Raw genomic sequence first — 20,537 nt, 5'->3', positions numbered from 1 at the left:
CTCAGCCGACCTGGCCGAAGATGTCGATCGAGCCCTCACGCAGCGAGACGATCGCGCGCTTGGTGTCCTTGCGCTTGCCCACGCCGAAGCGGGTGCGGCGCGACTTGCCCTGACGGTTCAAGGTGTGAACCGAGTCGACCTTGACGTCGAAGATCTTCTCGACGGCGATCTTGATCTCGGTCTTGTTGGCCCGCGGGTCGACGAGGAAGGTGTACTTGCCCTCGTCGAGCAGGCTGTAGCTCTTCTCCGAGACGACCGGGGCGATCAGGATGTCGCGCGGGTCCTTGTTGATGTTCGTCATCAGTTGTCCTCAGCGATCTTCTGCGCAGCGGCACCGCCGGCCGGGGCGAAGCCCGCAGCAGCAGCAGCGTCCGCGGTGCGGAACCAGACCTCGGCCTCGGTGGCGTCGTACCAGCGCGAACCCGGGACGTGGAACTTCATCGAGTCCTTGTTGCCCTTGACCTCGAACCCGGCCGGAGCCGAGCCGTCCGCGGTCGGAGCGGCGGAGTCGGCACCGAAGCCACCGTCGGCGGCAGCGGTGTCGGCCACGGCGGCGACCTTGGTGGCGCCGGCCTTCTCGGCCACGCGCGCCTGCTCGCCCGTCCCGAGGAACCCGTTGAGGGCGGCCTCGGTGAAGACGACGTCGTCGGCGCACAGCACGTCGTAGGTGTTGAGCTGGTCAGCGAACAGCACGTGCACGTCCGCGAGGTTGCGCACGCTCTTGAGCGCGAGCTCGTCGGCGCGGTCGAGCACGACCAGCAGGTTCTTGCGCTCGGACAGGTTGCCGAGCAGCTGGGCGGCCGAGCGGGTCGACGGGGCGTCGCCCTCGACGACCGCGGACAGCACGTGGATACGGCCGTGGCGCGCCCGGTCCGAGAGGGCACCGCGCAGGGCGGCAGCCTTCATCTTCTTGGGAGTGCGCTGGCTGTAGTCACGCGGCTGCGGGCCGTGGACGGTGCCACCACCGGCGAACTGCGGCGCACGGGTCGAGCCCTGACGGGCGCGGCCGGTGCCCTTCTGGCGGTACGGCTTGCGACCACCACCGCGGACCTCGCCGCGGGTCTTGGTCGAGTGCGTGCCCTGACGCGCGGCGGCCAGCTGGGCCACCACGACCTGGTGGATCAGCGGAACGTTGGTCTGCACGTCGAAGATCTCGGCGGGCAGCTCGAACGAGCCGGCCTTGTCGCCCGTGGGCTTCAGGATGTCAACGGAAGTCATGAAGCTCAGGCCTCCTGCTTCGACTTGGCCGCCGTCTTGACCAGGACGATGCCGCCGCGGGGGCCGGGAACGGCACCCTTGACGAGCAGCAGACCCTTGTCGGCGTCGACAGCGTGGATCGTGAGGTTCTGGGTGGTCTGGCGCACGCCACCCATGCGGCCGGCCATGCGCATGCCCTTGAACACGCGGCCCGGGGTGGCGCAGCCACCGATCGAGCCCGGCTTGCGGTGGTTCTTGTGCGCACCGTGGGAGGAGCTGACGCCGTGGAAGCCGTGACGCTTCATGACGCCGGCGAAGCCCTTGCCCTTGGTGGTGCCGACGACGTCGATCGTGGCGCCGGCCTCGAAGGCCTCCGCGGTGATCTCCTGGCCGGGCTCGTACGAGGCGGCGTCGGAGGTGCGGACCTCGGCGAGGTGACGACGCGGGGTCACGCCGGCCTTGTCGAAGTGGCCCTTCATCGGCTGGTTGACCTTGCGCGGGTCGATGGCGCCGTAGGCCAGCTGCACCGCGTGGTAGCCCTCGCCGTCACCGCGGACCTGCGTGATGACGCAGGGGCCCGCCTGGATGACGGTGACCGGGACGAGGCGGTTGTCGGCGTCCCAGACCTGGGTCATGCCGAGCTTCTCGCCGAGGAGTCCCTTCACGGGACGCTCAGTAGTTGAAGTCATTTCGAGTCATTCCTCCTTCGGCCCGATCAGAGCTTGATCTCGATGTTGACGTCGGCCGGAAGGTCCAGACGCATCAGCGAGTCAACGGCCTTGGGAGTCGGGTCCACGATGTCGATGAGGCGCTTGTGGGTGCGCATCTCGAAGTGCTCGCGGCTGTCCTTGTACTTGTGAGGCGACCGGATGACGCAGAAGACGTTCTTCTCCGTCGGGAGCGGCACAGGGCCCACCACGGTCGCACCGGCACGGCTGACCGTGTCGACAATCTTGCGCGCCGAGCTGTCGATGACCTCGTGGTCGTACGACTTCAGCCGGATGCGGATCTTCTGTCCCGCCATTCGCGTGCGTCTCTCTCTCGCGTCCATCTGAACTGTCAAAGGCCGGGCCGCCAGGGGTGTTCCTCCGACCCCCGCGCTCGGGTGTGTCGCGGGCGCCTCGCGGCGCACCGGACGAAAATCATCCGAGTGGTGGATCGGTGGTCCTGGTGGACCGGGGCTTGCGCTTCCCTGTGCTGCGCCGCGGCCCCGTGAGCGGGTCCTGCAAGGCGTACATCACCGGGACGGTGGAACCGACATGGGTCAGCGCCACGCGTCAAGCAACCTGAACAGTGTGCCAGAGGACGGCGGGCACGGCCAAATCGAGCCTACGAGCGCATCTTGAGCAGCTCGTTGAGCAGGCATCGCGCCGACCGCGAGGCCCGCTCCGGGTCGCGCTCGATGATGGCGTCGACCATGTCCTCGTGCTCGTCGTCGTACTTGTCGTCGATCTCCTGGACGTTGGCCGCGATGGCGGCCTCCAGCGTCGGCACCAGCGAGTCGTAGACGTCACCGTAGACCGAGTTGCCGCTCGCCGCGATGACGGCCCGGTGCAGCGCGAGATCGGCTGCAGCAGTAGCGGGGTCGTCACCCGAGCTGCGGGCCCGCGCGCGTTCGGCGAGCACGGACCGCAGCACCTCGACGTCCTGGTCGGTACGCCGCTCGGCGGCCAGCCGGGCCGCGGTCACGTCGAGCGCGAGCCGCAGCTCGAGGACCTCGCGGTGCTGGGCGGCCGACAGATAGCTGCCGAGGACGCCGGACACCTCGGAGGTGGCCATCACGTAGGTGCCCGACCCCTGCCGGCGTTCGAGGAGGCCGGCGTGCACCAACGACTGCACGGCCTCACGGACGGTGTTGCGCCCCACACCGGTGAGCCGGACCAGCTCCGCCTCCACGGGGATGCGCTCCCCGACCGCCCAGCGCCCGTCGGCGATCTCGGCCCGGAGCAGGTCGGTGACCTGGTCGATGAGGCTGCTGCGTCGGACGGGCTGCACGGCCGGAACTGTAGCCGATTCGATCAGGAGAGCGGATCATCCTATGATTTGGCGCGATGGCTTCTCAGACCGCTCCGCCCGCTCCCCGGTTCCTCCGACCGAGCACTCCTGCCCGCGCCCGGGTGCTCATCCTGGCGGGCATCGTGCTGTCGGCGTTCTCGCTGCGCACGGCCGTCACCTCGCTCACCCCGCTGCTCACCCAGGTCGGCGACGACATCGGCTTCGGCTCAGCCGTCGTCGGCGTCTTCGGCATGGTGCCGCCTGCGATGTTCGCGGCGTTCGGACTGGCCACGCCCCTCGTCGTACGCCGGTTCGGCCTGGAGCACACCGCGCTCGCGGCGATGGCCCTGGCCACCATCGGCCTGTTCGGCCGGAGCCTCGTGTCGGGCACGGCCGGTCTGCTGCTGCTGTCGGCCGTGGCGCTGGCCGGCATGGGCATCGGCAACGTCGTGATCCCGCCGCTGGTGAAGCAGTTCTTCCCCGAGCGGGTGGCCACCCTGAGCACGGTCTACATCACCGTGCTGCAGCTCGGCACGATGGTGCCGCCGCTGCTCGCCGTGCCCGTCGCCGACGCGCACGGCTGGCGCACCTCGCTCGCGCTGTGGTCGGTGTTCTCGCTCATCGCGGTCGTCCCGTGGGTGGCGGTGCTGCTCAGCCGCACGGCACCCGACCCGCACGACCTGGACGCGGCCGCCCCCGTCGCGGCACCCGTGCAGGTCTGGCGCTCCCCCGTCGCCTGGGGTCTGGCGATCATGTTCTCGATGACCTCGCTGAACACCTACGCGATGTTCACGTGGCTGCCGCCGGTGCTCACCTCGGCCGGCCACAGCGAGTCGTTCGGCGGCACGATGGTCGCGCTGTTCTCGGGCATCGGCCTGATCTCCGCGCTGGTCGCGCCCCAGCTCGCAGGCCGGATGCGCAACCCCTTCCCCGTCGTCATCGCGAGCGTCACGTGCTTCGTGCTCGGGTACGCCGGCCTGCTGGTCTTCCCCGAGAGCGGCGCCGTGCTGTGGGTGACGCTCGTCGGCTTCGGACCCACGACGTTCCCGCTCGCGCTCACGCTGATCAACCTGCGCTCGCGCACCCAGACCGGCTCGGCCGCACTGTCGGGCTTCGCCCAGGGCGTCGGCTACACGATCGCGAGCCTGGGCCCGGTGGTGTTCGGACTGCTGCACGAGGGCCTCGGCGGCTGGACCCCGTCGTTCGCGTTCCTCGGTGCCACCCTCGTCCTGCTCGTCGCCGGCGGCTGGGTGGTCTGCAAGCCACGCATGCTGGAGGACTGAAGAACGGCTCCCACCCCGCGGGGTGGGAGCCGTTCTCGTACGGACGCTGCGGCGTCAGGCCTTGCTGCGCTCGGCCAGTCGCATCCAGGTCTCGACGACCGTGTCGGGGTTGAGCGACATGGACTCGATGCCCTGGTCGAGCAGCCAGTCGGCGAGGTCAGGGTGGTCACTCGGGCCCTGACCGCAGATGCCGACGTACTTGCCCTGCTTGCGGCACGCCTCGATCGCCATCGACAGCATCTTCTTGACGGCCGGGTCACGCTCGTCGAACTTGTCGGCGACCAGACCCGAGTCGCGGTCCAGACCCAGCGTCAGCTGCGTCATGTCGTTGGAGCCGATGGAGAACCCGTCGAAGTGCTCCAGGAACGCGTCGGCGTTGACCGCGTTGGAGGGGATCTCGCACATCATCACGACCTGCAGGTCGTTCTCGCCGCGCTTGAGGCCGTGCTGCGCGAGCAGGTCGATGACACCCTCGGCCTCACCGAGCGTGCGCACGAACGGGATCATCACCTTGACGTTGGTGAGACCCATCTCGTCGCGCACGTGACGCAGTGCGGCGCACTCCATCTCGAAGCACTCGGCGAAGTCCTCCGAGAGGTACCGCGATGCACCGCGGTAGCCGATCATCGGGTTCTCCTCGTGCGGCTCGTAGCGCGGGCCGCCGATGAGGTTGGCGTACTCGTTGGACTTGAAGTCGGACATGCGCACGATGACCGGCTCGGGCGCGAACGCCGCTGCCAGCATCGCGATTCCCTCGGCGACGCGCTTGACGAAGAAGTCGCGCGGACCGTCGTACGCCGCCGTCAGCGACTCGATCTGCGCCTTCAGCTCGGCGTCGAGGTCGGCTCCCCCAGCCTCCAGCTCCAGGAGCGCCTTGGGGTGGATGCCGATCTGGCGGTTGATGATGAACTCCAGCCGCGCCAGGCCGATGCCCTTGTGGGGCAGGCGCGAGAACTCGAACGCCTGCTCCGGGGTGCCGACGTTCATCATCACCTTGACCGGGACCTCGGGCATCTGGTCGAGCTCGGTGCGGTTGACCTCGAAGTCGAGCAGACCGTCGTACACCAGGCCGGTGTCGCCCTCGGCGCACGAGACCGTGACCTCGGCGCCGTCCTGCAGCGCCTCGGTGGCGTTGCCGGTGCCGACGACCGCGGGGATGCCGAGCTCGCGGGCGATGATCGCGGCGTGGCAGGTGCGGCCGCCGCGGTTGGTGACGATTGCGCTGGCGCGCTTCATGATCGGCTCCCAGTCGGGGTCGGTCATGTCGGCGACGAGCACCTCGCCCGGCACGAACTCGTGCATCTTGTCGATGTCGGTCAGCCGGCGCACCGCGCCCGAGCCGATCTTCTGGCCGATGGCGCGGCCCTCGACGACGACGTCGCCGCGCTCCTTGCCCATGACGTAGCGCTCGAGCGTCGAGCCGCCCTGGCGCGACTTCACCGTCTCGGGGCGCGCCTGCAGGATGTGGAGCTTGCCGTCGTCGCCGTCCTTGCCCCACTCGATGTCCATGGGGCGGCCGTAGTGCTCCTCGATCTTGAGGGCGTGCTGCGCGAGCTCGGTGACCTCGTCGTCGGTGAGGCTCAGCCGACCGCGCTCGGCCTCGTCGACCGGGACGAACTCGACGGTCTTCCCGACCGACGCGTCCTGGGTGTAGACCATCTTGGTCGCCTTGCTGCCGACGCCACGCTTGAGCACGGCGGGCCGACCGGCCTTGAGCGCCGGCTTGTAGACGTAGAACTCGTCGGGGTTGACCGCGCCCTGCACGACCGCCTCGCCGAGGCCGTAGCTCGACGTGATGAACACCGCGTCCTCGAAACCGGACTCGGTGTCGATCGTGAACATGACGCCCGAGGCGCCGATGTCGGAGCGCACCATCCGCTGCACGCCGGCGCTCAGCGCCACGACGTCGTGCGCGAAGTTGCTGTGCACGCGGTAGGAGATCGCCCGGTCGTTGTAGAGCGAGGCGAACACCAGCTTGATCGCATGCAGGATGTTGTCGATGCCGCGGACGTTGAGGAACGTCTCCTGCTGACCCGCGAACGACGCGTCGGGCAGGTCCTCGGCCGTCGCGCTGGAACGCACGGCCCACGAGACCTGGTCGCCCTGCTCGCCCACCAGCCGGTCGTAGGAGTCGCGGATCTCCTGCTCGAGATCGGCCGGGAACGGGTGGTTCTCGATCGTCTCGCGGATGCCGCGGCCGACCCGCGCGAGCTCCTGGACGTCATCGACGTCGAGGGCGTCGAGCTGGGCGTTGATCGACGTCGCGAGGTCGCCCTCGGCGAGGAACCGCCGATAGGCGTCAGCGGTCGTCGCGAACCCGTCGGGGACGCTCACCCCCGCCTTGGACAGGTGCTGGACCATCTCGCCCAGGGAGGCGTTCTTGCCGCCGACGCGCTCGACGTCGCCCAGGCCAAGGTCCTTGAACCACTCGACATTGCTGCTCACGGTGTGTCTCTTCCTCGCGGGGTGTGCACCGACGCCGTCCTCAGCGCCGGCCGTTGTCCATGGACTGCAGGATGACCGCCGCCATCTCCTCGACCGACATCGAGGCCGAGCTGACGGAGGGGATGCGGTGCATGGCGTACATGGCCTCGGCCCGCCGCAGCTCATAGGTGACCTGCGGCAGGGAGGCGTATCGGGAGCCGGGGCGGCGTTCGCCGCGCACCTGGCTGAGTCGAGCCGGTGTGGACAGGATGCCGAAGCACTTGCCGGCGTACGGGCGGATCGGCGCCGGCAGCTCGGAGGACTCGAAGTCCTCCTCGACCAGCGGGTAGTTGGCGACCTTGAGGCCCTGCTGCAGCGCGAGGTACATCGACGTCGGTGTCTTGCCGCAGCGCGACGGCGCGATCAGGATCAGGTCGGCCTGGTCGAGGGCCTTCACGCTCTGGGCGTCGTCGTGCTCCATGGCGTAGTCGACGGCCTTCATCCGGGCTTCGTAGCGGCCCTGGTCACCGACGCCGTGGACGCTCCCGACGTTGTGGGCCGCGTTGACGTGCAGCACGCGCTCGACCGTGTCGAGGTGGCTGCCGAACAGGTCGATGAACGCGCACTCGGTCTGCTGCAGCGCCGAACGGACCGCCTCGTCGGCGACCGTCGAGAACACCAGCGGCTGCACCGAACCCGTGCGGGCGGCGTCCATCATCGCCACGACCTCACGGGCGCGCTCGACCGTGGTGATGAACGGGATCTTGCGCGTGTGGAACGGCACGCCCGGGAACTGGCCCAGGATCATGTTGCCCAACGTCTCGGCCGAGATGCCGGTGCCGCCCGCCAGGAAGAAGGCCGGGGTCGGCTCTCCCGAGGCGGGCGGCGGCGGCAGACTCATGGCGCACACTCTCGCAGGTGCGAGATCGTGTCGCGCGCCGGGTCAGAAGATGGACCCGACCCACTCGGGGTGATCGATGAACGGGTTCCGGTTGTGCTGCCAGGTCGTGAAGATGACCTCGTTGCGGCGCTTCTCGAACGCGTCGGGCGGATCCTGCTGGGCCCACTGCTTCAGCACCGAGACCTTGCCGATGTACGGCGCGGTGCCGTTGCCCACCTGGTCGTTGACCTCCAGGTTGGGCGCACCGTCGGTGCCTTCGTACCGGACGGCCATGTAGAAGATCATCCGGGCGACGTCACCCTTGACGGCGTCCCGCGGCTCGAAGGAGTCGCCGTCGCGCCAGCAGTCGGAGCACTGGTTGACCGCGCTGCCGCCGTTGTCGAAGTCGAGGTTGCCGCGATCGGCGTTGACCGTCACGTCCTCGGGTCGCAGGTGATGGACGTCGGTCCCCGGGCCGGGCGTCGTACCGAAGTCGCCGTGGCTCTTGGCCCACACGTGCTCGCGGTTCCAGTTGTCGACGTCACCGCCGTTGTTGGTCTTGGGCGTCGACCTCCCGCTGTAGACCTCGATCACGTTGTTGCTGTTGGCGGGGTCCTGGTCGGTGTCCTTGAGCGCGTCCCACACACCGTCGTACGACAGCACGGTCTGGTGGCTGATGATCTGGTTCAGCTTGGCCTTGAACGCAGCGCCGGAGAGGCCGTCCGTCCCGTCGTAGTAGGTGCCCGGGTCGGACGAGGGCGGCGGGTCGGTGGGGTCGCCCGGGTCGGTCGTGCCCGTGGCCGCGATCGCGGAGGTGTTCTTCATGCCCGGGTGGGAGAAGTACGCCGACAGCGCGCCGGTCGCGTCGACCTGCTTGCCGAGGTTGGTCGGGTGCGACTTCAGGCCCCACTGCGAGCGCAGCGCCGTCGGCAGCTGGACGTAGAGCATCTTCGCGGTGCTCGTCTCGCTCGGTGAGTCGGCGAGCGCGATCGCGTAGTCGTCGGGGAAGCCCGAGCGGATGACCGTCGACGTGGCCGTCGGCTGCCCGACGATGTAGCCGCGGACCTGCTGGGTGGCGCCGGTCTGGGTGCCGATCGCCTGCGCGACCGTGAGTGGCGTGGCCGCGGTGGCGGCCTGTACGCCGGTGGGCGCCGTGCTGCGGGTCGCCTCCTGACCGACGGCGGTGGGGGTGAGGGCCAGGGTGATGACGCCGAGGCCGGCCAGACTGCGTACGAGGGTGTGACGCGTCCGCATGGGGTCCTCCGAGGTTGGGAGCGGGAGCGCTCCCGATCCTCGCGACGACCAGGTCGCTCATGGGCGAACACCGGTTAAAGGAACGGTCAACGCTCGAAACACGTCCCTGCCCCGGCGTGCGGCCCTACGCTCACGCCCGGCCCTTCACCCATCACCCCTCGAGGAGACGACGACCCATGGCCCTGCGCGACAAGCTGGCGAAGCGGATGGAGCCCTACCTGGAGCCCGGCGAGCGGATCCAGTCGGTGTTCATGGCCCAGGCCGGCCCGTCGCCGTACTGGCTGTTCCTGACCTACCTGATGTTCTTCTGGTTCCGCCCGGTCGTGATCGCCGTGACCGACCGCAACGTCGTCATCGTCAACACCGGCAAGTTCTGGACCACCACGTTCCCGAAGAAGCTGCACCTGCGCGGACCGCGGATGGTGTGGTTCGGCGAGCAGAGCGGCCTGTGGGGCAGTATCCAGCTCGACGAGAAGTACTACGTGCACAAGCGGTTCCACAAGGACGTGCGCGCCGCGGACGCCGCATTGCACCAGATGCAGCAGGCGGGCGTGCCGATCAGCCGGTGAGCAGCAGCCGGCCCGTGGCCGGGTCGCGCATCGTCAGGCAGTACGCGCGTCCGGCCGGGTCGGTCATCACCTGCCAGTGCTCGAACATCTCGCCCGCGGTCGCGCCGCGGGCAACGTGCTCTCGTGCGGCAACGGCCACGTCGTCCATGGTCGGCCCGGCTGCGAGGTCGACGTGGGCTCGCACCCGGCCGTCGACGTCACCCGTTCGTTGCAGCAGCAGCCGCACCGACTGATCGTCACCGGCCCGCATCCACGCGAACTCCGGCAGGACGCCCTGGCCCACCGGCCACCCGGTGAGCGCCGACCAGAAGGCGACCTCGTCGTCGTACACCCCGCTCGGGATGTCGAGGCAGACCTGGTCGAGGCGGGTACGAGCCCTGCCGAGCTGGACCGGCGGCGGCACCTCGCGCTGGCCCGCCCACTGCACGAGGCAGAACGGCATGTCGTGCGGTGAGCGCAGCACGTGCAGACCCGGCTCGCGGTGCGTCAGCGTCGCACCGGCAACGGTGGCACGCGCCGACGCCTCGTCGACGTCGTCGACGTGCAGGTCGAGGTGTACGCCGGCGGGCCCGGCCTCGAGGACCTGGGCCCGCCAGCACGCGTCACCGCTGCTCGGGACGAGCGTGACGAACGCACCGCCACCGCGACGGGTGGAGGCCTGCGACGCGGTCACGGTGAGCCAGAACTCCTCGGCGGCGGCCGACCGTGCTGCCGGCGTGTCGAGGAATCCGGTCACCCAGCGGACGTCCGAGACCATCGCGAATCACGATGCGGCAGAAAGCTTTTCGGCTGCTGCGAGCAGCACGCACGTCGCGACGGCGTCCATCGCGGCGGTCACCTCGTCGACGGGCGGCATGGTCGGCGCGAGACGGATGTTGGTGTCCGTCGGGTCCTTGCCGTAGGGGAAGGACGAGCCCGCCGGCGTGAGCGCGATGCCCGCACCCTTGGCGAGCTCGACGACCCGCGCGGCCGTGCCCTCGACGACGTCGAGGTTGACGAAGTAGCCGCCGGTCGGGTCGTTCCAGGTCGCCACATCGTGCTCGCCCAGGCTCTCGCGCAGCACCCGCTGCACCTCGGCGAACTTGGGCGCGATGATGTCGCGGTGGCGACGCATGTGCTCGCGCACACCGTCGGCGTCCTTGAAGAACTGGGCGTGCCGCAGGTGGTTGACCTTGTCGGGGCCGATCGAGCCGGCGCCGAGGTGCTTGACGTACCAGGCGATGGTGTCGGTCGAGGCGGCGAGGAAACCGACGCCCGCGCCCGCGAAGGTGATCTTCGAGGTCGACGCGAACATGATCGGCCGGTGCGGGTGGCCGGCACCCGAGGCGAGCGTGACGATGTCGACGCTCTTGGCCTCGTCCTCGGTGAGGTGGTGCAGGGCGTAGGCGTTGTCCCAGAAGATCTTGAAGTCGGGTGCCGCCGTCGGCATGCCCGCGAGCGCCGAGGCGACCTCGAGCGAGCACACCGCGCCGGCCGGGTTGGAGTAGGTCGGCACGATCCACATGCCCTTGACGCTCGGGTCGTCCTTGACCAGCGCCTCGACCGCGGCCACGTCAGGGCCGTCGTCGTTCATCGGCACGGTCACCATGTCGATGCCGAGCGAGGCCAGCAGCCCGAAGTGGCGGTCGTAGCCGGGCACCGGGCAGATGAAGGTGACCTTGTCCTCCTGGGACCAGGGCCGCTCGGAGTCGACACCGCCGTGCAGCAGCAGGTTGACCAGGCAGTCCTTCATCATCGTCAGGCTGGAGTTGCCGCCCGCGACGACCTGCTCGGGCTCGACCCACAGCAGCTCGGCGAACATCTCACGCAGCTCGGTCAGGCCCTTGAGCCCGCCGTAGTTGCGAGTGTCGGTGCCGTCCGCGGCCGTGAAGCCCTCGGGCAGCCGCAGCAGGTCGTTGGACAGGTCGAGCTGCTGCGCTGAGGGCTTGCCCCGCGTCAGGTCGAGCTTGAGCCCTCGGGTGACCAGATCGTCGTACGCCGTTCGCTGGGTCTGCAGGAACGCGTTGAGGTCACTCGGCGACATGTCGGACAGGGCCACGGTCTCACCCATCTCGGTGCGGTTGGTGTGGACGAACGCCTGGCATTGTCGCAAGGGAGCGCATCGCGCGCCGGGCCGGTCCGCGGGATGGGCCTCTGGCAGCACGCCGGGTCACGCACTCCGGCGAATGAAATCGCTCAGCCGGGTCACTGCGTCGGGGTCGTCCCGCAGGTCGTCGTACGTGAGTCGCACCAGGCGCGGTCGCTGATGTCGGCGAGTGAGGTCGGCGCCGGCGCCGAGCGCCGGTGGTGCGGTCGAGCGATAGGTGTGGCCGGTGGGGGTGGCCGTGGTGACGGTGTGCGGGCTGTCCGCGACCACGCGCGCCCGCCAGCCGGGCACCTGCTTGGCGTAGTTGCCGCGTTCGCACATGCCCTGCCCGTTGGCGGCATCGGTGGCGCCGCCGTCGGCGTACGCGGTGACGTGGTCGCGGTGACGAATCGCGCTGTCGCAGAACGGTGTTCGGCAGGTCTGGTCGCGGGCGTCGAGGTGGCGGCGCACGTGCCGGTCGAAGATGCGACGGCGCGGGTCAAGACTGTCGAGTACGCCGGTGACGGGGTCGGCGAACAGACGCCGCACCCACGCCCTGGCCTTGGCCGTGCCCGTCCCTGCGGCGATCGCACGCGCCAGCGCGGCCGGGACCGGGCCGTGACCGCGCAGCGTCGCCGGCTCGTCGGCATCGTCCAGCAGAGCGCCGGCGGTCATCACCAGGCTGATCTCGACATCGGCACCGTCGCTCACCGAACGACCAGTCAGCCGCTCCGTGAGCAGGTCGGCCCGCAGCTGGGCGAGCGTGCACTCGTCGCCGGCCGCGCGCTGCGCCCGGGCAGCCCGGTCGAGCGCGGCGTAGGAGGTCACCCCGTCTGCGGCTGGCAGCATCGCGGTCAGCTTGACCATGGCGTCCGGCGCCGGACGCGCCCACACACCGCGCTCCGCGGCGGCGGCCTCCGCCCGTCGACACGCGCTCTCGGGATCGCGCTCGATCGCCAGCCGTCGCACGGCGTCCTGCGCCTCACGGGCGGACATGCGCACCAGGTGCGGTGCGATCACCGCATCGACCGCGCGCCGGTCGTGCTGGCTCAGGTGGGTGGTCTGGCGCACCACAGCATCGGCGGCCCGGTCGCTGATCAGCCCGGCGGACAGCTCGTCGTAGACCCTCGGAAGGTCAGCCATCAGAGTGCGCGCTCGACCGAGGCGGGACGAAGCGGCCTGCGGCGAGATCTTGCACGCCAACCCGATCTGATCTGCCACACCACGACCCCGCTCACGCACGGGCACACCCGCCGCAGCCTGCTGCTCGCGCTGAGAATCAGCGAACGCGACCATGACCCGCGCCTGAGCCGCCACACACGCCGCCCCGATCTGCTCCAGCAACGCCAGCTGGTCGATGCGCGCAGCATCGTCGTCAGCGTCGTCACCCACGGCCGCGAGCGAAGCCACGAACGCACGCAGCTCGACAGCACCGACCGCCGTGACGGTGCTGTCGAGCCGAGTGGTCTTCCCCATGCCGCTATCGTACACATGTTCGAGTGCGGCGCGGGCGAGTTCGCCAAAGTCGTCCCGGAGGACTACCCACGGCGGTTCAGGCAAGCGCGCGGATCGTGGGCCGAGTCGCGAACCACAGGCACAGCACCGACATGGCCACCCCGAACGCGCCGACCGCGGCGGCCACGCTGGTGGCCGTCACCAGCGCACCGAGCAGGGGTGTCGTCACGGGGATGAGCGCGAGGTCGCCGAGCTGGTTCAGTGACGACACGCGGCCGAGGTACGACGTCGCGACGGTGCGCTGGAACGCACCGCTGATCCACACCGACGCGAGCCCGGCCGTGACCCCGATCCCGAGCGCCCCGACGACGAACAGCGGTCTCGACGGCGCTCCGACCGCTGCGATCGCCCCGCCCTGCACGACGAGTGCCCCGAACCCGCGGCGCGCGAGATGCGTTCCCTGCCAACGGATTCCGCCGATGCTGCCGAGGATCGCGCCGACACCGAACACGACCTCCGCGGCTCCGACCCATCCTGCGGACCAGCCCGCGTGACTCACCCGCAGCGCCACGCCGAGGCCGAGGACGGGTCCGATGAAGATGTTCAGCGCGCAGATGCCGACGACCAGCGAGCGCGCGGTCGGCGTACGACGCAGGTAGGCGACACCTTCGCCGAGCGAGGCGCGCCAGCGTTCGCGGGGAGCCCGCGGGAGGGCGTACCGGGGACGCACGACGGTCAGCAGCAGCACCGAGATGACGGCGAACGACACGGCGTTGAGCAGCATCGCGGCCAGCATGCCGCCGTGCACCACGACGAGAGCGCCGACGGGTGCCCCGGCGAGCCGCGCCAGCCGACCGCTCACCTGCGACCAGCCGGCCACCGTGGCGATGTCGTCGAGAGGGACCAGCTGGCGGCTGAGCGTCGCGGTGGCGGGCAGCGTGAGCCCGGCGATCGCCCCGAAGCACAGGGCCACACCCACGAGCACGCCCGGGGTCGGGCCGAGGAGCATCCAGCAGGCCGAGCCGGCCACGAGGACGGCCACGCGCGCGCTGTGACCGATGACGAGTACCCGCCGGGTGTCGACCCGGTCGGCGAGGACACCCCCGACCAGCATCAGCAGCGCCTGCGGCACCATCTCGACCGCGACGACGAGCCCGGCCGCCGCCGGCGACACCAGGTGCACAGCCGTCCAGACGAGCGCGATCGCGAACACGGCGTCGCCGAACCACGACACCGCCGCACCGACCAGCCACACGCGTACGACGGGGTCGCGCCGCACGGGCGGTGGCCGTACGCCGATCAGCCGGGGTCCGTCGTCGACCGTGGTCGTCACGACTCGCCCCAGGTCGGGTCGCTCGGGAAGCCGCGTGCCACGACACGCACCGGATGGCGCTCCAGATCGGGATGCTCCTCACGATCCGCGACGCACGCGTCGCTCCACTCGCGGATCGTCACGTCGAGGCGACGCTGCAGGTCATCGACCTGCTCCGCGGTCGCGGCCACGAAGGCGTCGCTGGAGAAGCCGCTGTCGCTCCACGGCGTCGGCAGGTCGTGCCGCCGCCGCAACCACTGCCGCGTCGCGCGTTCCTGGTGCTCGTAGTTGGTGCGCTCGGCGAGCCGGCCGATCTCGTGTGCGGCCGAGCCCTCGTCGTAGTCGTCGCTGCTCCACGAGAGTCTGCGCTGGTGCGCCTGCCACCACGACTCCCTCGTGTCTCGCGCCAGGCCGGGCGCGAGAGAGACGAAACCGCTGCGGTGCAACGGTTTCAGGTGGTGACTCACCGAGCCGGGCGCCAGACCGGTCAGCTCGACGAGGCGACCGACACTGCACGGGCCCTGGGCTCGTAGCACCTCGTACAGGCGCCGACGCGTGGGGTGATGAATGGCGACGAGCGCGTCGATCAGGGCAGTGCCCTCCGGTGGCCAGCTGTCATCAGCGGGTGCCGAGTCGGAGTGGCGGTCCTGGGCGGTACGACGGGTCATGGCTCGATCGTCACGGCACCGGACTCGTCGTACAAGACGTCTTGTATAAGTCCCCGACTAGGCTGCCGGGGTGCCTGGAAGCCTTCTCGTCGCTGGTACGACGTCCGACGCCGGCAAGTCGGTCGTCACCTCCGGCATCTGCCGGCTGCTGTCTCGCGCGGGCGTGAAGGTCGCACCGTTCAAGGCGCAGAACATGTCGAACAACTCGATGGTCACGGCCGCCGGCGCCGAGATCGGCCGAGCGCAGTGGATCCAGTCGATCGCTGCTGGCGCCGAGCCCGAGCCCGCGATGAACCCCGTACTCCTCAAGCCGAGCTCGGACCGGCGCTCGCACGTCGTGGTCATGGGCGAGCCGGCCGGACGTCTCGAAGCGGGTGAGTACGCCGGCGGCCGGGCTCACCTCGCCGAGGCCGCGTACGCGGCGTACGACGACCTGCGCTCGCGCTTCGACGTGGTCGTCTGCGAAGGAGCGGGTGGCGTCGCCGAGATCAACCTGCGTGCCTGGGACTACGTCAATCTCGGTCTCGCACAGCATGACTCGATGCCGACCATCGTCGTGGCCGACATCGACCGGGGCGGCGTCTTCGCACAGCTCTACGGCTCGCTCGCGCTGCTCGACGCCGCCGACCAACGGCTGATCGCCGGGTTCGTGATCAACAAGTTCCGCGGTGACGTCACGCTCCTGTCCCCCGGCACTACCGAGCTCGAAAGGCTCACGGGCAGAAGCGTTCTCGGCATCCTGCCCTGGCAGCACGGCCTGTGGATGGACTCCGAGGACGCCGTCGCGATCGACCAACGGCCCACGCCCCGCGACGCCGCCGATGCACTCCGGGTCGCGGTGCTGGCCTTCCCCCGCATCAGCAACTTCACCGACGTCGACGCTCTCTCGTTGGAGCCCGACGTCGACGTGCGCTTCGTGTCGCGGCCCGAGGACGTCGACGCCGCTGATCTGGTCATCCTGCCGGGCACCCGCTCGACGCTCGGTGACCTCGCCTGGGCGCGAGACCGTGGGCTCGACGAGGCCGTGCGCCGGTTCGCGGCCTCCGGGCGACACGTCCTGGGGGTCTGCGGCGGCGCTCAGATGCTCGGGTCCTCGATCGTGGATCCCGTTGGGGTCGAAGGAGACTCGGGCGTCGTCGCCGACGGACTCGGGCTCCTCGACATCACCACAGAGTTCGCGACCGACAAGGCGCTGGCCGTCGTCGAGGGTCGCCACGACGGGCATGCCGTGCGCGGCTACGTCATCCACCACGGGCGGATCCGTCGCGGCGACCGGTCCGCGCCGTTCCTCGACGGCGCCCGGTCCGACAACGTGCACGGCACCATGTGGCACGGCTCGCTCGAGAGCGACGACTTCCGTCGCGCTGTGCTCGCGGACGCTGCCCGGGCCGCAGGTCGCACCACGTTCGCCCCGGACCCGTCGCTGTCGTTCGAGCAGGCCCGCATCGACCGACTCGACGTGCTCGCCGACCTGATCGACGAGCACATCGGCCTCGACCCGTTGATGCAGCTGGTCGAGCACGGCCCGCCGCCGGGCCTCCCCCACATCCAGGCAGGTGTGCGATGACGGTCCTGATCCTCGGAGGCACGGGCGAGGCACGCGAGCTCGCCCGCCTGCTCGTCGCGGACGGCCACGACGTCGTGTCGTCGCTCGCCGGTGCCGTACGCGAGCCCCGCCTGCCCGAGGGCATCACCCGGGTCGGCGGCTTCGGCGGAGTCGATGGACTCACGAGATACCTTCTGACACAACGGATCTCAGCTGTCGTCGATGCGACTCATCCGTTCGCTGCGCGCATCTCGGCCAACGCGGTGACGGCGTGCCGCCAGCTGGACGTTCCCCTGCTGCGCCTCGCTCGGCCGGGCTGGAGCGAGCACCCGGCGGCAGCCACCTGGCACTGGGTCGACGACCACGTCATGGCGGCAGCGACGGCCGCCGACCTCGGCCGACGCGTCCTGCTCACCACGGGCCGGCAGCACCTGGCCGACCTCATCCCACGGTTGCGCCAGCACCAGGTCATCGCACGTGTCGTCGACGACCCCGCGATGGCGCTGCCACCCACCTGGAAGATCCTTCGCAGCCGCGGGCCCTACTACCTCGAGAACGAACGAGATCTGCTGCGGCGCAACGCGATCGACGTCCTGGTCACCAAGGACTCAGGCGGCGCCTACACCGCGCCCAAGCTCGACGCCGCCGCCGACCTGAGCGTGCCCGTCGTCGTCGTACGCCGACCGCAGTGGCCGGGTCAGGAGGTCACCGCACAGGTCGACACGGCAACGGGCGCCCGCGACTGGGCGCTCAGCGCCGCAGCGCGCGACTGACGACTGCCGCGAGCAGCGCGGCGGCGACGTCGACGCGCAGCGCGAGAGCCGTCGTACGCCGGATGTCGCCGACCTGCGCGGAGGGTCCGTCGCCGAGCCGTCCGCGGTCCTCGGATGCCCCGTCGTAGGTGTTGCGCCCGCCGAGCGAGATACCGAGCGCCCCCGCGAACGCCGCCTCGACCGGACCGGCATTCGGGCTCGGGTGCTGGTGCGCGTCGCGTCGCCAAGCACGCAGCGCGGCCACGGGGCGCTCACCGCAGGCCGCGGCGAGCGCAGCAGTCACCCGAGCGGGGACGAGGTTGGCCAGGTCGTCGAGTCGCGCACTCCCCCAACCGAACTCGGCGTAACGCTCGCTGCGGTGTCCGACCATGGCGTCGAGCGTGTTGACGCTGCGGTACGCCAGCAGACCGGGTACGCCGCCGACCGCGCCCCACAGCAGGGGTGCCACAACAGCGTCGGAGGTGTTCTCGGCGACGGACTCGACGGTCGCGCGCGCGACCTCGTCGGCAGACAGGTGATCGGGCGTACGCCCGACGAGGTGGGTGACGCGCACCCGCGCCGCCGCCAGGTCGTCGGCCTCGAGCAGCGATGCCACCGCGTGCGCCTCGCGCTGCAGTGTGAGTCCGCCGAGGACGACGTAGGTGGCCGCAGCCGTGACCGCCACGTGGACGACCGGCCGTCGTCGGACACAGACCTCGACGACGGCCCCACCGGCCGCCACGGTGCCGACCACCACCGCGGTGTACGCCGCACCGCGCGAGCGACGCGGCGCGTAGACGCGGTGCTCGAACCGGGTGGCCGCTCGGCCGAGCAGCGCCACCGGGTGACCGCGGCGCGGGTCACCGAGCAGCCGGTCGGCGGCGAAGCCGACCAGCAGCCCGGCGGCCCGGGCGCTCACGACCCGAGAACGTCCGAGAGCAGCGCGACGTCGGTGAGCAGCGCGGACGCCGACCGCAGCAACGGGATCGCGGCGACCGCGCCCGAGCCCTCACCGAGCCGCATCCCGAGATCGAGCAGCGGCACCAGCCCGAGCTTGTCGAGCGCGAGCGACTGGGCCGGCTCGGGTGAGCGGTGCCCGGCCGCGAACCACGCGACACTGCCGGGTTGCAGGTCCTCGGCGACCAGGGCGCACGCCACGGAGATGACGCCGTCGAGCAGGACGGGCACGCCACGCTCGGCGGCCCGGACGAGGAACCCGGTGTGAGCAGCGAGGTCGGCTCCCCCGAGCGCTGACAGTCGCTGCATCGGGTCGTGCGCCCGCGCGCCCGCCCGCTGCAGCGCGGTGGCGATGACCTGCTCCTTGCGGGACAGGCCGGCGTCGTCGACGCCGGTGCCGCGGCCGGTGATCTCGGCCGCAGGCACACCCAGCGACGCACCGATCAGCGCGGCGGCCGGTGTGGTGTTGCCGATGCCCATGTCACCGCCGATCAGCAGATCGGCACCGTCGTCGATCGCCTCGTCCGCGAGCCGGGCGCCGAGCACGAGCGCCTGCTCGCACTGCTGCGTGGTCATGGCGTCGGCGAGGTGGATCGCGCCGCTGCCCCGCATGACCTTGCCGGCGCTCACAGCCGGTGGCAGGTCGGGCAGGTCGTCGTCAACCGACACGTCGACGACCCGCAGCTGCGCACCGTGCTGACGCGCCAGCACGCATGCACCGGCAGAGCCGGCGACGAACGCCCGGACCATCAGCGGTGTGACGCTCGACGGGAAGGCCGTGACCCCGTGGTCGACCACCCCGTGGTCGCCGGCGAACACCACGATGCGCACGTCGTCCACCGGACGCGGCGGACACGCACCCTGGACGCCGGCGAGCCAGACCCCGGCCTCGCCGAGCCGACCGAGCGCGCCGGGAGGTGTGGCGAGCCCCGCGAGTCGCTCCTGTGCCGCAGATGCCGTGGCGCGGTTGACCTGGGCGGCGCTCATGCGGGCTGCAGCTCGTCCGCGGCGCGCGTCGACGCCACCGCTGCGGCGCGCGATCGGCGTACGAGCAGGAGGCCGAGGACGACCGCGATGCCGACCCACAGCGTCAGCTGCGTCGCGAAGGTCGCGAAGCGGAACTCGTACAACGTCGTCGCTGGGAAGTCACGGGGCACCTCGTGATAGGTCGGCATCAGCCGCGCGATGACCATCATCACGACGGCGTACGCCGCGAATCCGGTTGCCACACCGACGAATCCGCCGTAGCGGGCGACGAGTGCCTTGGCGAGGTAGACCGCCGCGACAGCCACGAGGAGGCTCAGACCGATGAACCCGAAGAACGTCGTCGTACGCTCCCCGATCGTGTCGGGGTTGCCGACGGCCGGTGGGTTGGGTGGGTACTTGGCGAACGGCACGGCGTAGGCGGCGAGGAAGCCGATGCCGATCACGACGGCCGAGGACGCCTCGGGCCGCAGGCGGCCCATGCGCCCGACCGCAAGGGCCGACATCAGGGCGGCCAGGCCACCCAGGGCGGTGCCGAACACCTGCGTCGCGGTGAGCAGGCCCCACGTCGACTGGGTGTCGCGCGAGACGAGCTCCTCGTCGTCGTGGTGGTGCGCCGCTGCACCCTCCTCGACGGAGATGGCGGCGTTGACGGAGGGTTCACCGACGGTGTGGGCGACCGCGAAGGCCAGCAGGCCCGCGACGAAACCGGCGATGAGCCCGTGGACCAGGAACTGGCGGGCTGTCATGAGCGACTGCGCTCAGTGGCAGGGGAAGCCGAGCAGGTGGCGTCCGTCGTGGACCCACTCGTGCACACCGGCGCCGGAGATCAGGTGCGTCGCACCCTGCTCGGCTCCGACGAAGTACATCGCCAGCAGCGCGACCAGACCGAAGAACGCGAGCCAGGGCAGGACCTGACGCACGGAGATCGTCGGGATCTCGACGGCGGGGGTGGTGGGGGTGCTCACAGCGGCAGGCTGAGCCATGGTGACCTCCTGGGATGGTGCGTCCCAAAGATGCGGAACCACGCACCGGTCGGTGCCTGGCGTTGCCGCGGACGGGGTCTGACTCGGCCCGAGAAGGGCCACACAGTAGCGCCACTGCGCCGGATTCTCACCGGCTTCCCGCTGTCGCAGCAGGGTCAATCTATGCTCTGCCGCGGCGGGCGGTCAACGCCGTCCGCATGACGTCACCGG

21 protein-coding genes and 1 riboswitch are annotated in these 20,537 nt (G+C 70.5%); of the genes, 4 read left to right on the top strand and 17 right to left on the bottom strand.

Annotation, left to right across the window (positions count from 1 at the left end; genetic code table 11):
* Nucleotide 1: 1 nt before the first annotated feature.
* From rplW to VV01_RS03360, 5 genes are all read right to left on the bottom strand, one after another.
* Entirely contained in the window at nt 2-301 is a 300-nt protein-coding gene (gene rplW / locus VV01_RS03380) for a 50S ribosomal protein L23 (protein ID WP_050668655.1), read from the bottom strand.
* The gene (gene rplD, locus VV01_RS03375; protein ID WP_050668654.1) at nt 301-1,227 is read right to left on the bottom strand and encodes a 50S ribosomal protein L4, sunset domain variant; all 927 of its coding nucleotides are present in this window, start codon (nt 1,225-1,227) and stop codon (nt 301-303) included. The genes rplW and rplD overlap by 1 nt, the downstream gene beginning before the upstream one ends.
* The gene (gene rplC, locus VV01_RS03370; protein ID WP_050668653.1) at nt 1,224-1,886 is read right to left on the bottom strand and encodes a 50S ribosomal protein L3; all 663 of its coding nucleotides are present in this window, start codon (nt 1,884-1,886) and stop codon (nt 1,224-1,226) included. The genes rplD and rplC overlap by 4 nt, the downstream gene beginning before the upstream one ends.
* 26 nt (nt 1,887-1,912) lie before the next feature.
* The gene (gene rpsJ, locus VV01_RS03365) at nt 1,913-2,221 is read right to left on the bottom strand and encodes a 30S ribosomal protein S10 (protein WP_050668652.1); all 309 of its coding nucleotides are present in this window, start codon (nt 2,219-2,221) and stop codon (nt 1,913-1,915) included.
* A 305-nt stretch (nt 2,222-2,526) separates the two neighbouring features.
* Nucleotides 2,527-3,192: a FadR/GntR family transcriptional regulator gene (locus tag VV01_RS03360; RefSeq protein WP_050668651.1), complete on the bottom strand. Its 666-nt coding sequence runs from the start codon at nt 3,190-3,192 to the stop codon at nt 2,527-2,529.
* Nucleotides 3,193-3,248: 56 nt separating this feature from the next.
* Here VV01_RS03360 and VV01_RS03355 point away from each other — a divergent pair, with 56 nt between their 5' ends.
* Complete coding sequence (locus VV01_RS03355) at nt 3,249-4,475, top strand: MFS transporter (RefSeq protein ID WP_050668650.1); 1,227 nt, start codon at nt 3,249-3,251, stop codon at nt 4,473-4,475.
* Nucleotides 4,476-4,529: 54 nt separating this feature from the next.
* Here VV01_RS03355 and ppsA read toward each other — a convergent pair whose 3' ends face one another.
* Genes ppsA through VV01_RS03340 form a run of 3 tightly spaced genes read right to left on the bottom strand, consistent with a single transcriptional unit; the run spans nt 4,530 to nt 9,033 of the window.
* Nucleotides 4,530-6,920, bottom strand: a complete 2,391-nt coding sequence (gene ppsA, locus VV01_RS03350; RefSeq protein WP_050668649.1) for a phosphoenolpyruvate synthase — start codon at nt 6,918-6,920, stop codon at nt 4,530-4,532.
* A 40-nt stretch (nt 6,921-6,960) separates the two neighbouring features.
* Complete coding sequence (locus VV01_RS03345) at nt 6,961-7,800, bottom strand: pyruvate, water dikinase regulatory protein (RefSeq protein ID WP_050668648.1); 840 nt, start codon at nt 7,798-7,800, stop codon at nt 6,961-6,963.
* 42 nt (nt 7,801-7,842) lie between these two features.
* Nucleotides 7,843-9,033 (bottom strand): endonuclease, encoded by a 1,191-nt coding sequence (locus VV01_RS03340; RefSeq protein WP_050668647.1) that lies wholly within the window; start codon nt 9,031-9,033, stop codon nt 7,843-7,845.
* Between the two features lie 176 nt (nt 9,034-9,209).
* On the opposite strand from VV01_RS03340, the gene VV01_RS03335 reads away from it, so the two are divergent.
* Nucleotides 9,210-9,602, top strand: coding sequence for a hypothetical protein (locus VV01_RS03335; RefSeq protein ID WP_050668646.1), 393 nt, complete (start codon nt 9,210-9,212; stop codon nt 9,600-9,602).
* Here the strand turns inward: VV01_RS03335 and VV01_RS03330 are convergent.
* From VV01_RS03330 to VV01_RS03310, 5 genes are all read right to left on the bottom strand, one after another.
* Complete coding sequence (locus tag VV01_RS03330; RefSeq protein WP_050668645.1) at nt 9,592-10,359, bottom strand: VOC family protein; 768 nt, start codon at nt 10,357-10,359, stop codon at nt 9,592-9,594. The two genes, VV01_RS03335 and VV01_RS03330, sit on opposite strands and share 11 nt — an antisense overlap.
* A 6-nt stretch (nt 10,360-10,365) precedes the next feature.
* A complete protein-coding gene (locus tag VV01_RS03325; RefSeq protein WP_050668644.1) occupies nt 10,366-11,652 on the bottom strand; it encodes an aminotransferase class I/II-fold pyridoxal phosphate-dependent enzyme in 1,287 nt (428 codons plus the stop codon).
* Nucleotides 11,653-11,751: 99 nt separating this feature from the next.
* A complete protein-coding gene (locus VV01_RS03320; protein WP_050668643.1) occupies nt 11,752-13,143 on the bottom strand; it encodes a DUF222 domain-containing protein in 1,392 nt (463 codons plus the stop codon).
* Between the two features lie 76 nt (nt 13,144-13,219).
* Nucleotides 13,220-14,455: an MFS transporter gene (locus tag VV01_RS03315; protein WP_197274982.1), complete on the bottom strand. Its 1,236-nt coding sequence runs from the start codon at nt 14,453-14,455 to the stop codon at nt 13,220-13,222.
* Nucleotides 14,452-15,102, bottom strand: coding sequence for an ArsR/SmtB family transcription factor (locus VV01_RS03310; RefSeq protein ID WP_050668642.1), 651 nt, complete (start codon nt 15,100-15,102; stop codon nt 14,452-14,454). Before VV01_RS03310 ends, VV01_RS03315 begins: the two co-directional genes overlap by 4 nt.
* 70 nt (nt 15,103-15,172) lie before the next feature.
* On the opposite strand from VV01_RS03310, the gene VV01_RS03305 reads away from it, so the two are divergent.
* Entirely contained in the window at nt 15,173-16,669 is a 1,497-nt protein-coding gene (locus VV01_RS03305) for a cobyric acid synthase (RefSeq protein ID WP_050668641.1), read from the top strand.
* The gene (locus VV01_RS03300; RefSeq protein WP_050668640.1) at nt 16,666-17,421 is read left to right on the top strand and encodes a cobalt-precorrin-6A reductase; all 756 of its coding nucleotides are present in this window, start codon (nt 16,666-16,668) and stop codon (nt 17,419-17,421) included. The genes VV01_RS03305 and VV01_RS03300 overlap by 4 nt, the downstream gene beginning before the upstream one ends.
* Here the strand turns inward: VV01_RS03300 and VV01_RS03295 are convergent.
* From VV01_RS03295 to VV01_RS03280, 4 genes are read right to left on the bottom strand one after another with little or no spacing between them, the layout of a single operon-like run.
* Nucleotides 17,399-18,319: a cobalamin biosynthesis protein gene (locus VV01_RS03295; RefSeq protein WP_050668639.1), complete on the bottom strand. Its 921-nt coding sequence runs from the start codon at nt 18,317-18,319 to the stop codon at nt 17,399-17,401. The genes VV01_RS03300 and VV01_RS03295 overlap by 23 nt on opposite strands.
* Nucleotides 18,316-19,344: a nicotinate-nucleotide--dimethylbenzimidazole phosphoribosyltransferase gene (gene cobT / locus VV01_RS03290; RefSeq protein ID WP_050668638.1), complete on the bottom strand. Its 1,029-nt coding sequence runs from the start codon at nt 19,342-19,344 to the stop codon at nt 18,316-18,318. The genes VV01_RS03295 and cobT overlap by 4 nt, the downstream gene beginning before the upstream one ends.
* Nucleotides 19,341-20,090, bottom strand: a complete 750-nt coding sequence (locus VV01_RS03285) for a CbtA family protein (RefSeq protein ID WP_050668637.1) — start codon at nt 20,088-20,090, stop codon at nt 19,341-19,343. The genes cobT and VV01_RS03285 overlap by 4 nt, the downstream gene beginning before the upstream one ends.
* A gap of 12 nt (nt 20,091-20,102) precedes the next feature.
* Nucleotides 20,103-20,327, bottom strand: coding sequence for a CbtB domain-containing protein (locus tag VV01_RS03280; protein ID WP_050668636.1), 225 nt, complete (start codon nt 20,325-20,327; stop codon nt 20,103-20,105).
* A 52-nt stretch (nt 20,328-20,379) separates the two neighbouring features.
* Nucleotides 20,380-20,514: riboswitch (cobalamin riboswitch) on the bottom strand.
* Nucleotides 20,515-20,537 lie beyond the last annotated feature (23 nt).

The organism is Luteipulveratus halotolerans (assembly GCF_001247745.1).
Taxonomy (GTDB): domain Bacteria; phylum Actinomycetota; class Actinomycetes; order Actinomycetales; family Dermatophilaceae; genus Luteipulveratus; species Luteipulveratus halotolerans.
The sequence above is the reverse complement of the archived record's forward strand: the minus strand, read 5'-3'. Positions and strand labels throughout refer to the sequence as shown.

Excerpts from the sequence above, each read along its gene's own strand:
- VV01_RS03330 (WP_050668645.1), bottom strand. The coding sequence starts at position 10,359 with ATGGTCTCGGACGTCCGCTGGGTGACCGGATTCCTCGACACGCCGGCA.
- VV01_RS03320 (WP_050668643.1), bottom strand. The coding sequence starts at position 13,143 with ATGGGGAAGACCACTCGGCTCGACAGCACCGTCACGGCGGTCGGTGCT.
- VV01_RS03285 (WP_050668637.1), bottom strand. The coding sequence starts at position 20,090 with ATGACAGCCCGCCAGTTCCTGGTCCACGGGCTCATCGCCGGTTTCGTC.
- rplW (WP_050668655.1), bottom strand. The coding sequence starts at position 301 with ATGACGAACATCAACAAGGACCCGCGCGACATCCTGATCGCCCCGGTC.
- VV01_RS03280 (WP_050668636.1), bottom strand. The coding sequence starts at position 20,327 with ATGGCTCAGCCTGCCGCTGTGAGCACCCCCACCACCCCCGCCGTCGAG.
- VV01_RS03355 (WP_050668650.1), top strand. The coding sequence starts at position 3,249 with ATGGCTTCTCAGACCGCTCCGCCCGCTCCCCGGTTCCTCCGACCGAGC.
- VV01_RS03325 (WP_050668644.1), bottom strand. The coding sequence starts at position 11,652 with ATGGGTGAGACCGTGGCCCTGTCCGACATGTCGCCGAGTGACCTCAAC.
- VV01_RS03335 (WP_050668646.1), top strand. The coding sequence starts at position 9,210 with ATGGCCCTGCGCGACAAGCTGGCGAAGCGGATGGAGCCCTACCTGGAG.
- VV01_RS03340 (WP_050668647.1), bottom strand. The coding sequence starts at position 9,033 with ATGCGGACGCGTCACACCCTCGTACGCAGTCTGGCCGGCCTCGGCGTC.
- VV01_RS03345 (WP_050668648.1), bottom strand. The coding sequence starts at position 7,800 with ATGAGTCTGCCGCCGCCGCCCGCCTCGGGAGAGCCGACCCCGGCCTTC.
- cobT (WP_050668638.1), bottom strand. The coding sequence starts at position 19,344 with ATGAGCGCCGCCCAGGTCAACCGCGCCACGGCATCTGCGGCACAGGAG.
- rplC (WP_050668653.1), bottom strand. The coding sequence starts at position 1,886 with ATGACTTCAACTACTGAGCGTCCCGTGAAGGGACTCCTCGGCGAGAAG.
- VV01_RS03300 (WP_050668640.1), top strand. The coding sequence starts at position 16,666 with ATGACGGTCCTGATCCTCGGAGGCACGGGCGAGGCACGCGAGCTCGCC.
- rpsJ (WP_050668652.1), bottom strand. The coding sequence starts at position 2,221 with ATGGCGGGACAGAAGATCCGCATCCGGCTGAAGTCGTACGACCACGAG.
- VV01_RS03310 (WP_050668642.1), bottom strand. The coding sequence starts at position 15,102 with ATGACCCGTCGTACCGCCCAGGACCGCCACTCCGACTCGGCACCCGCT.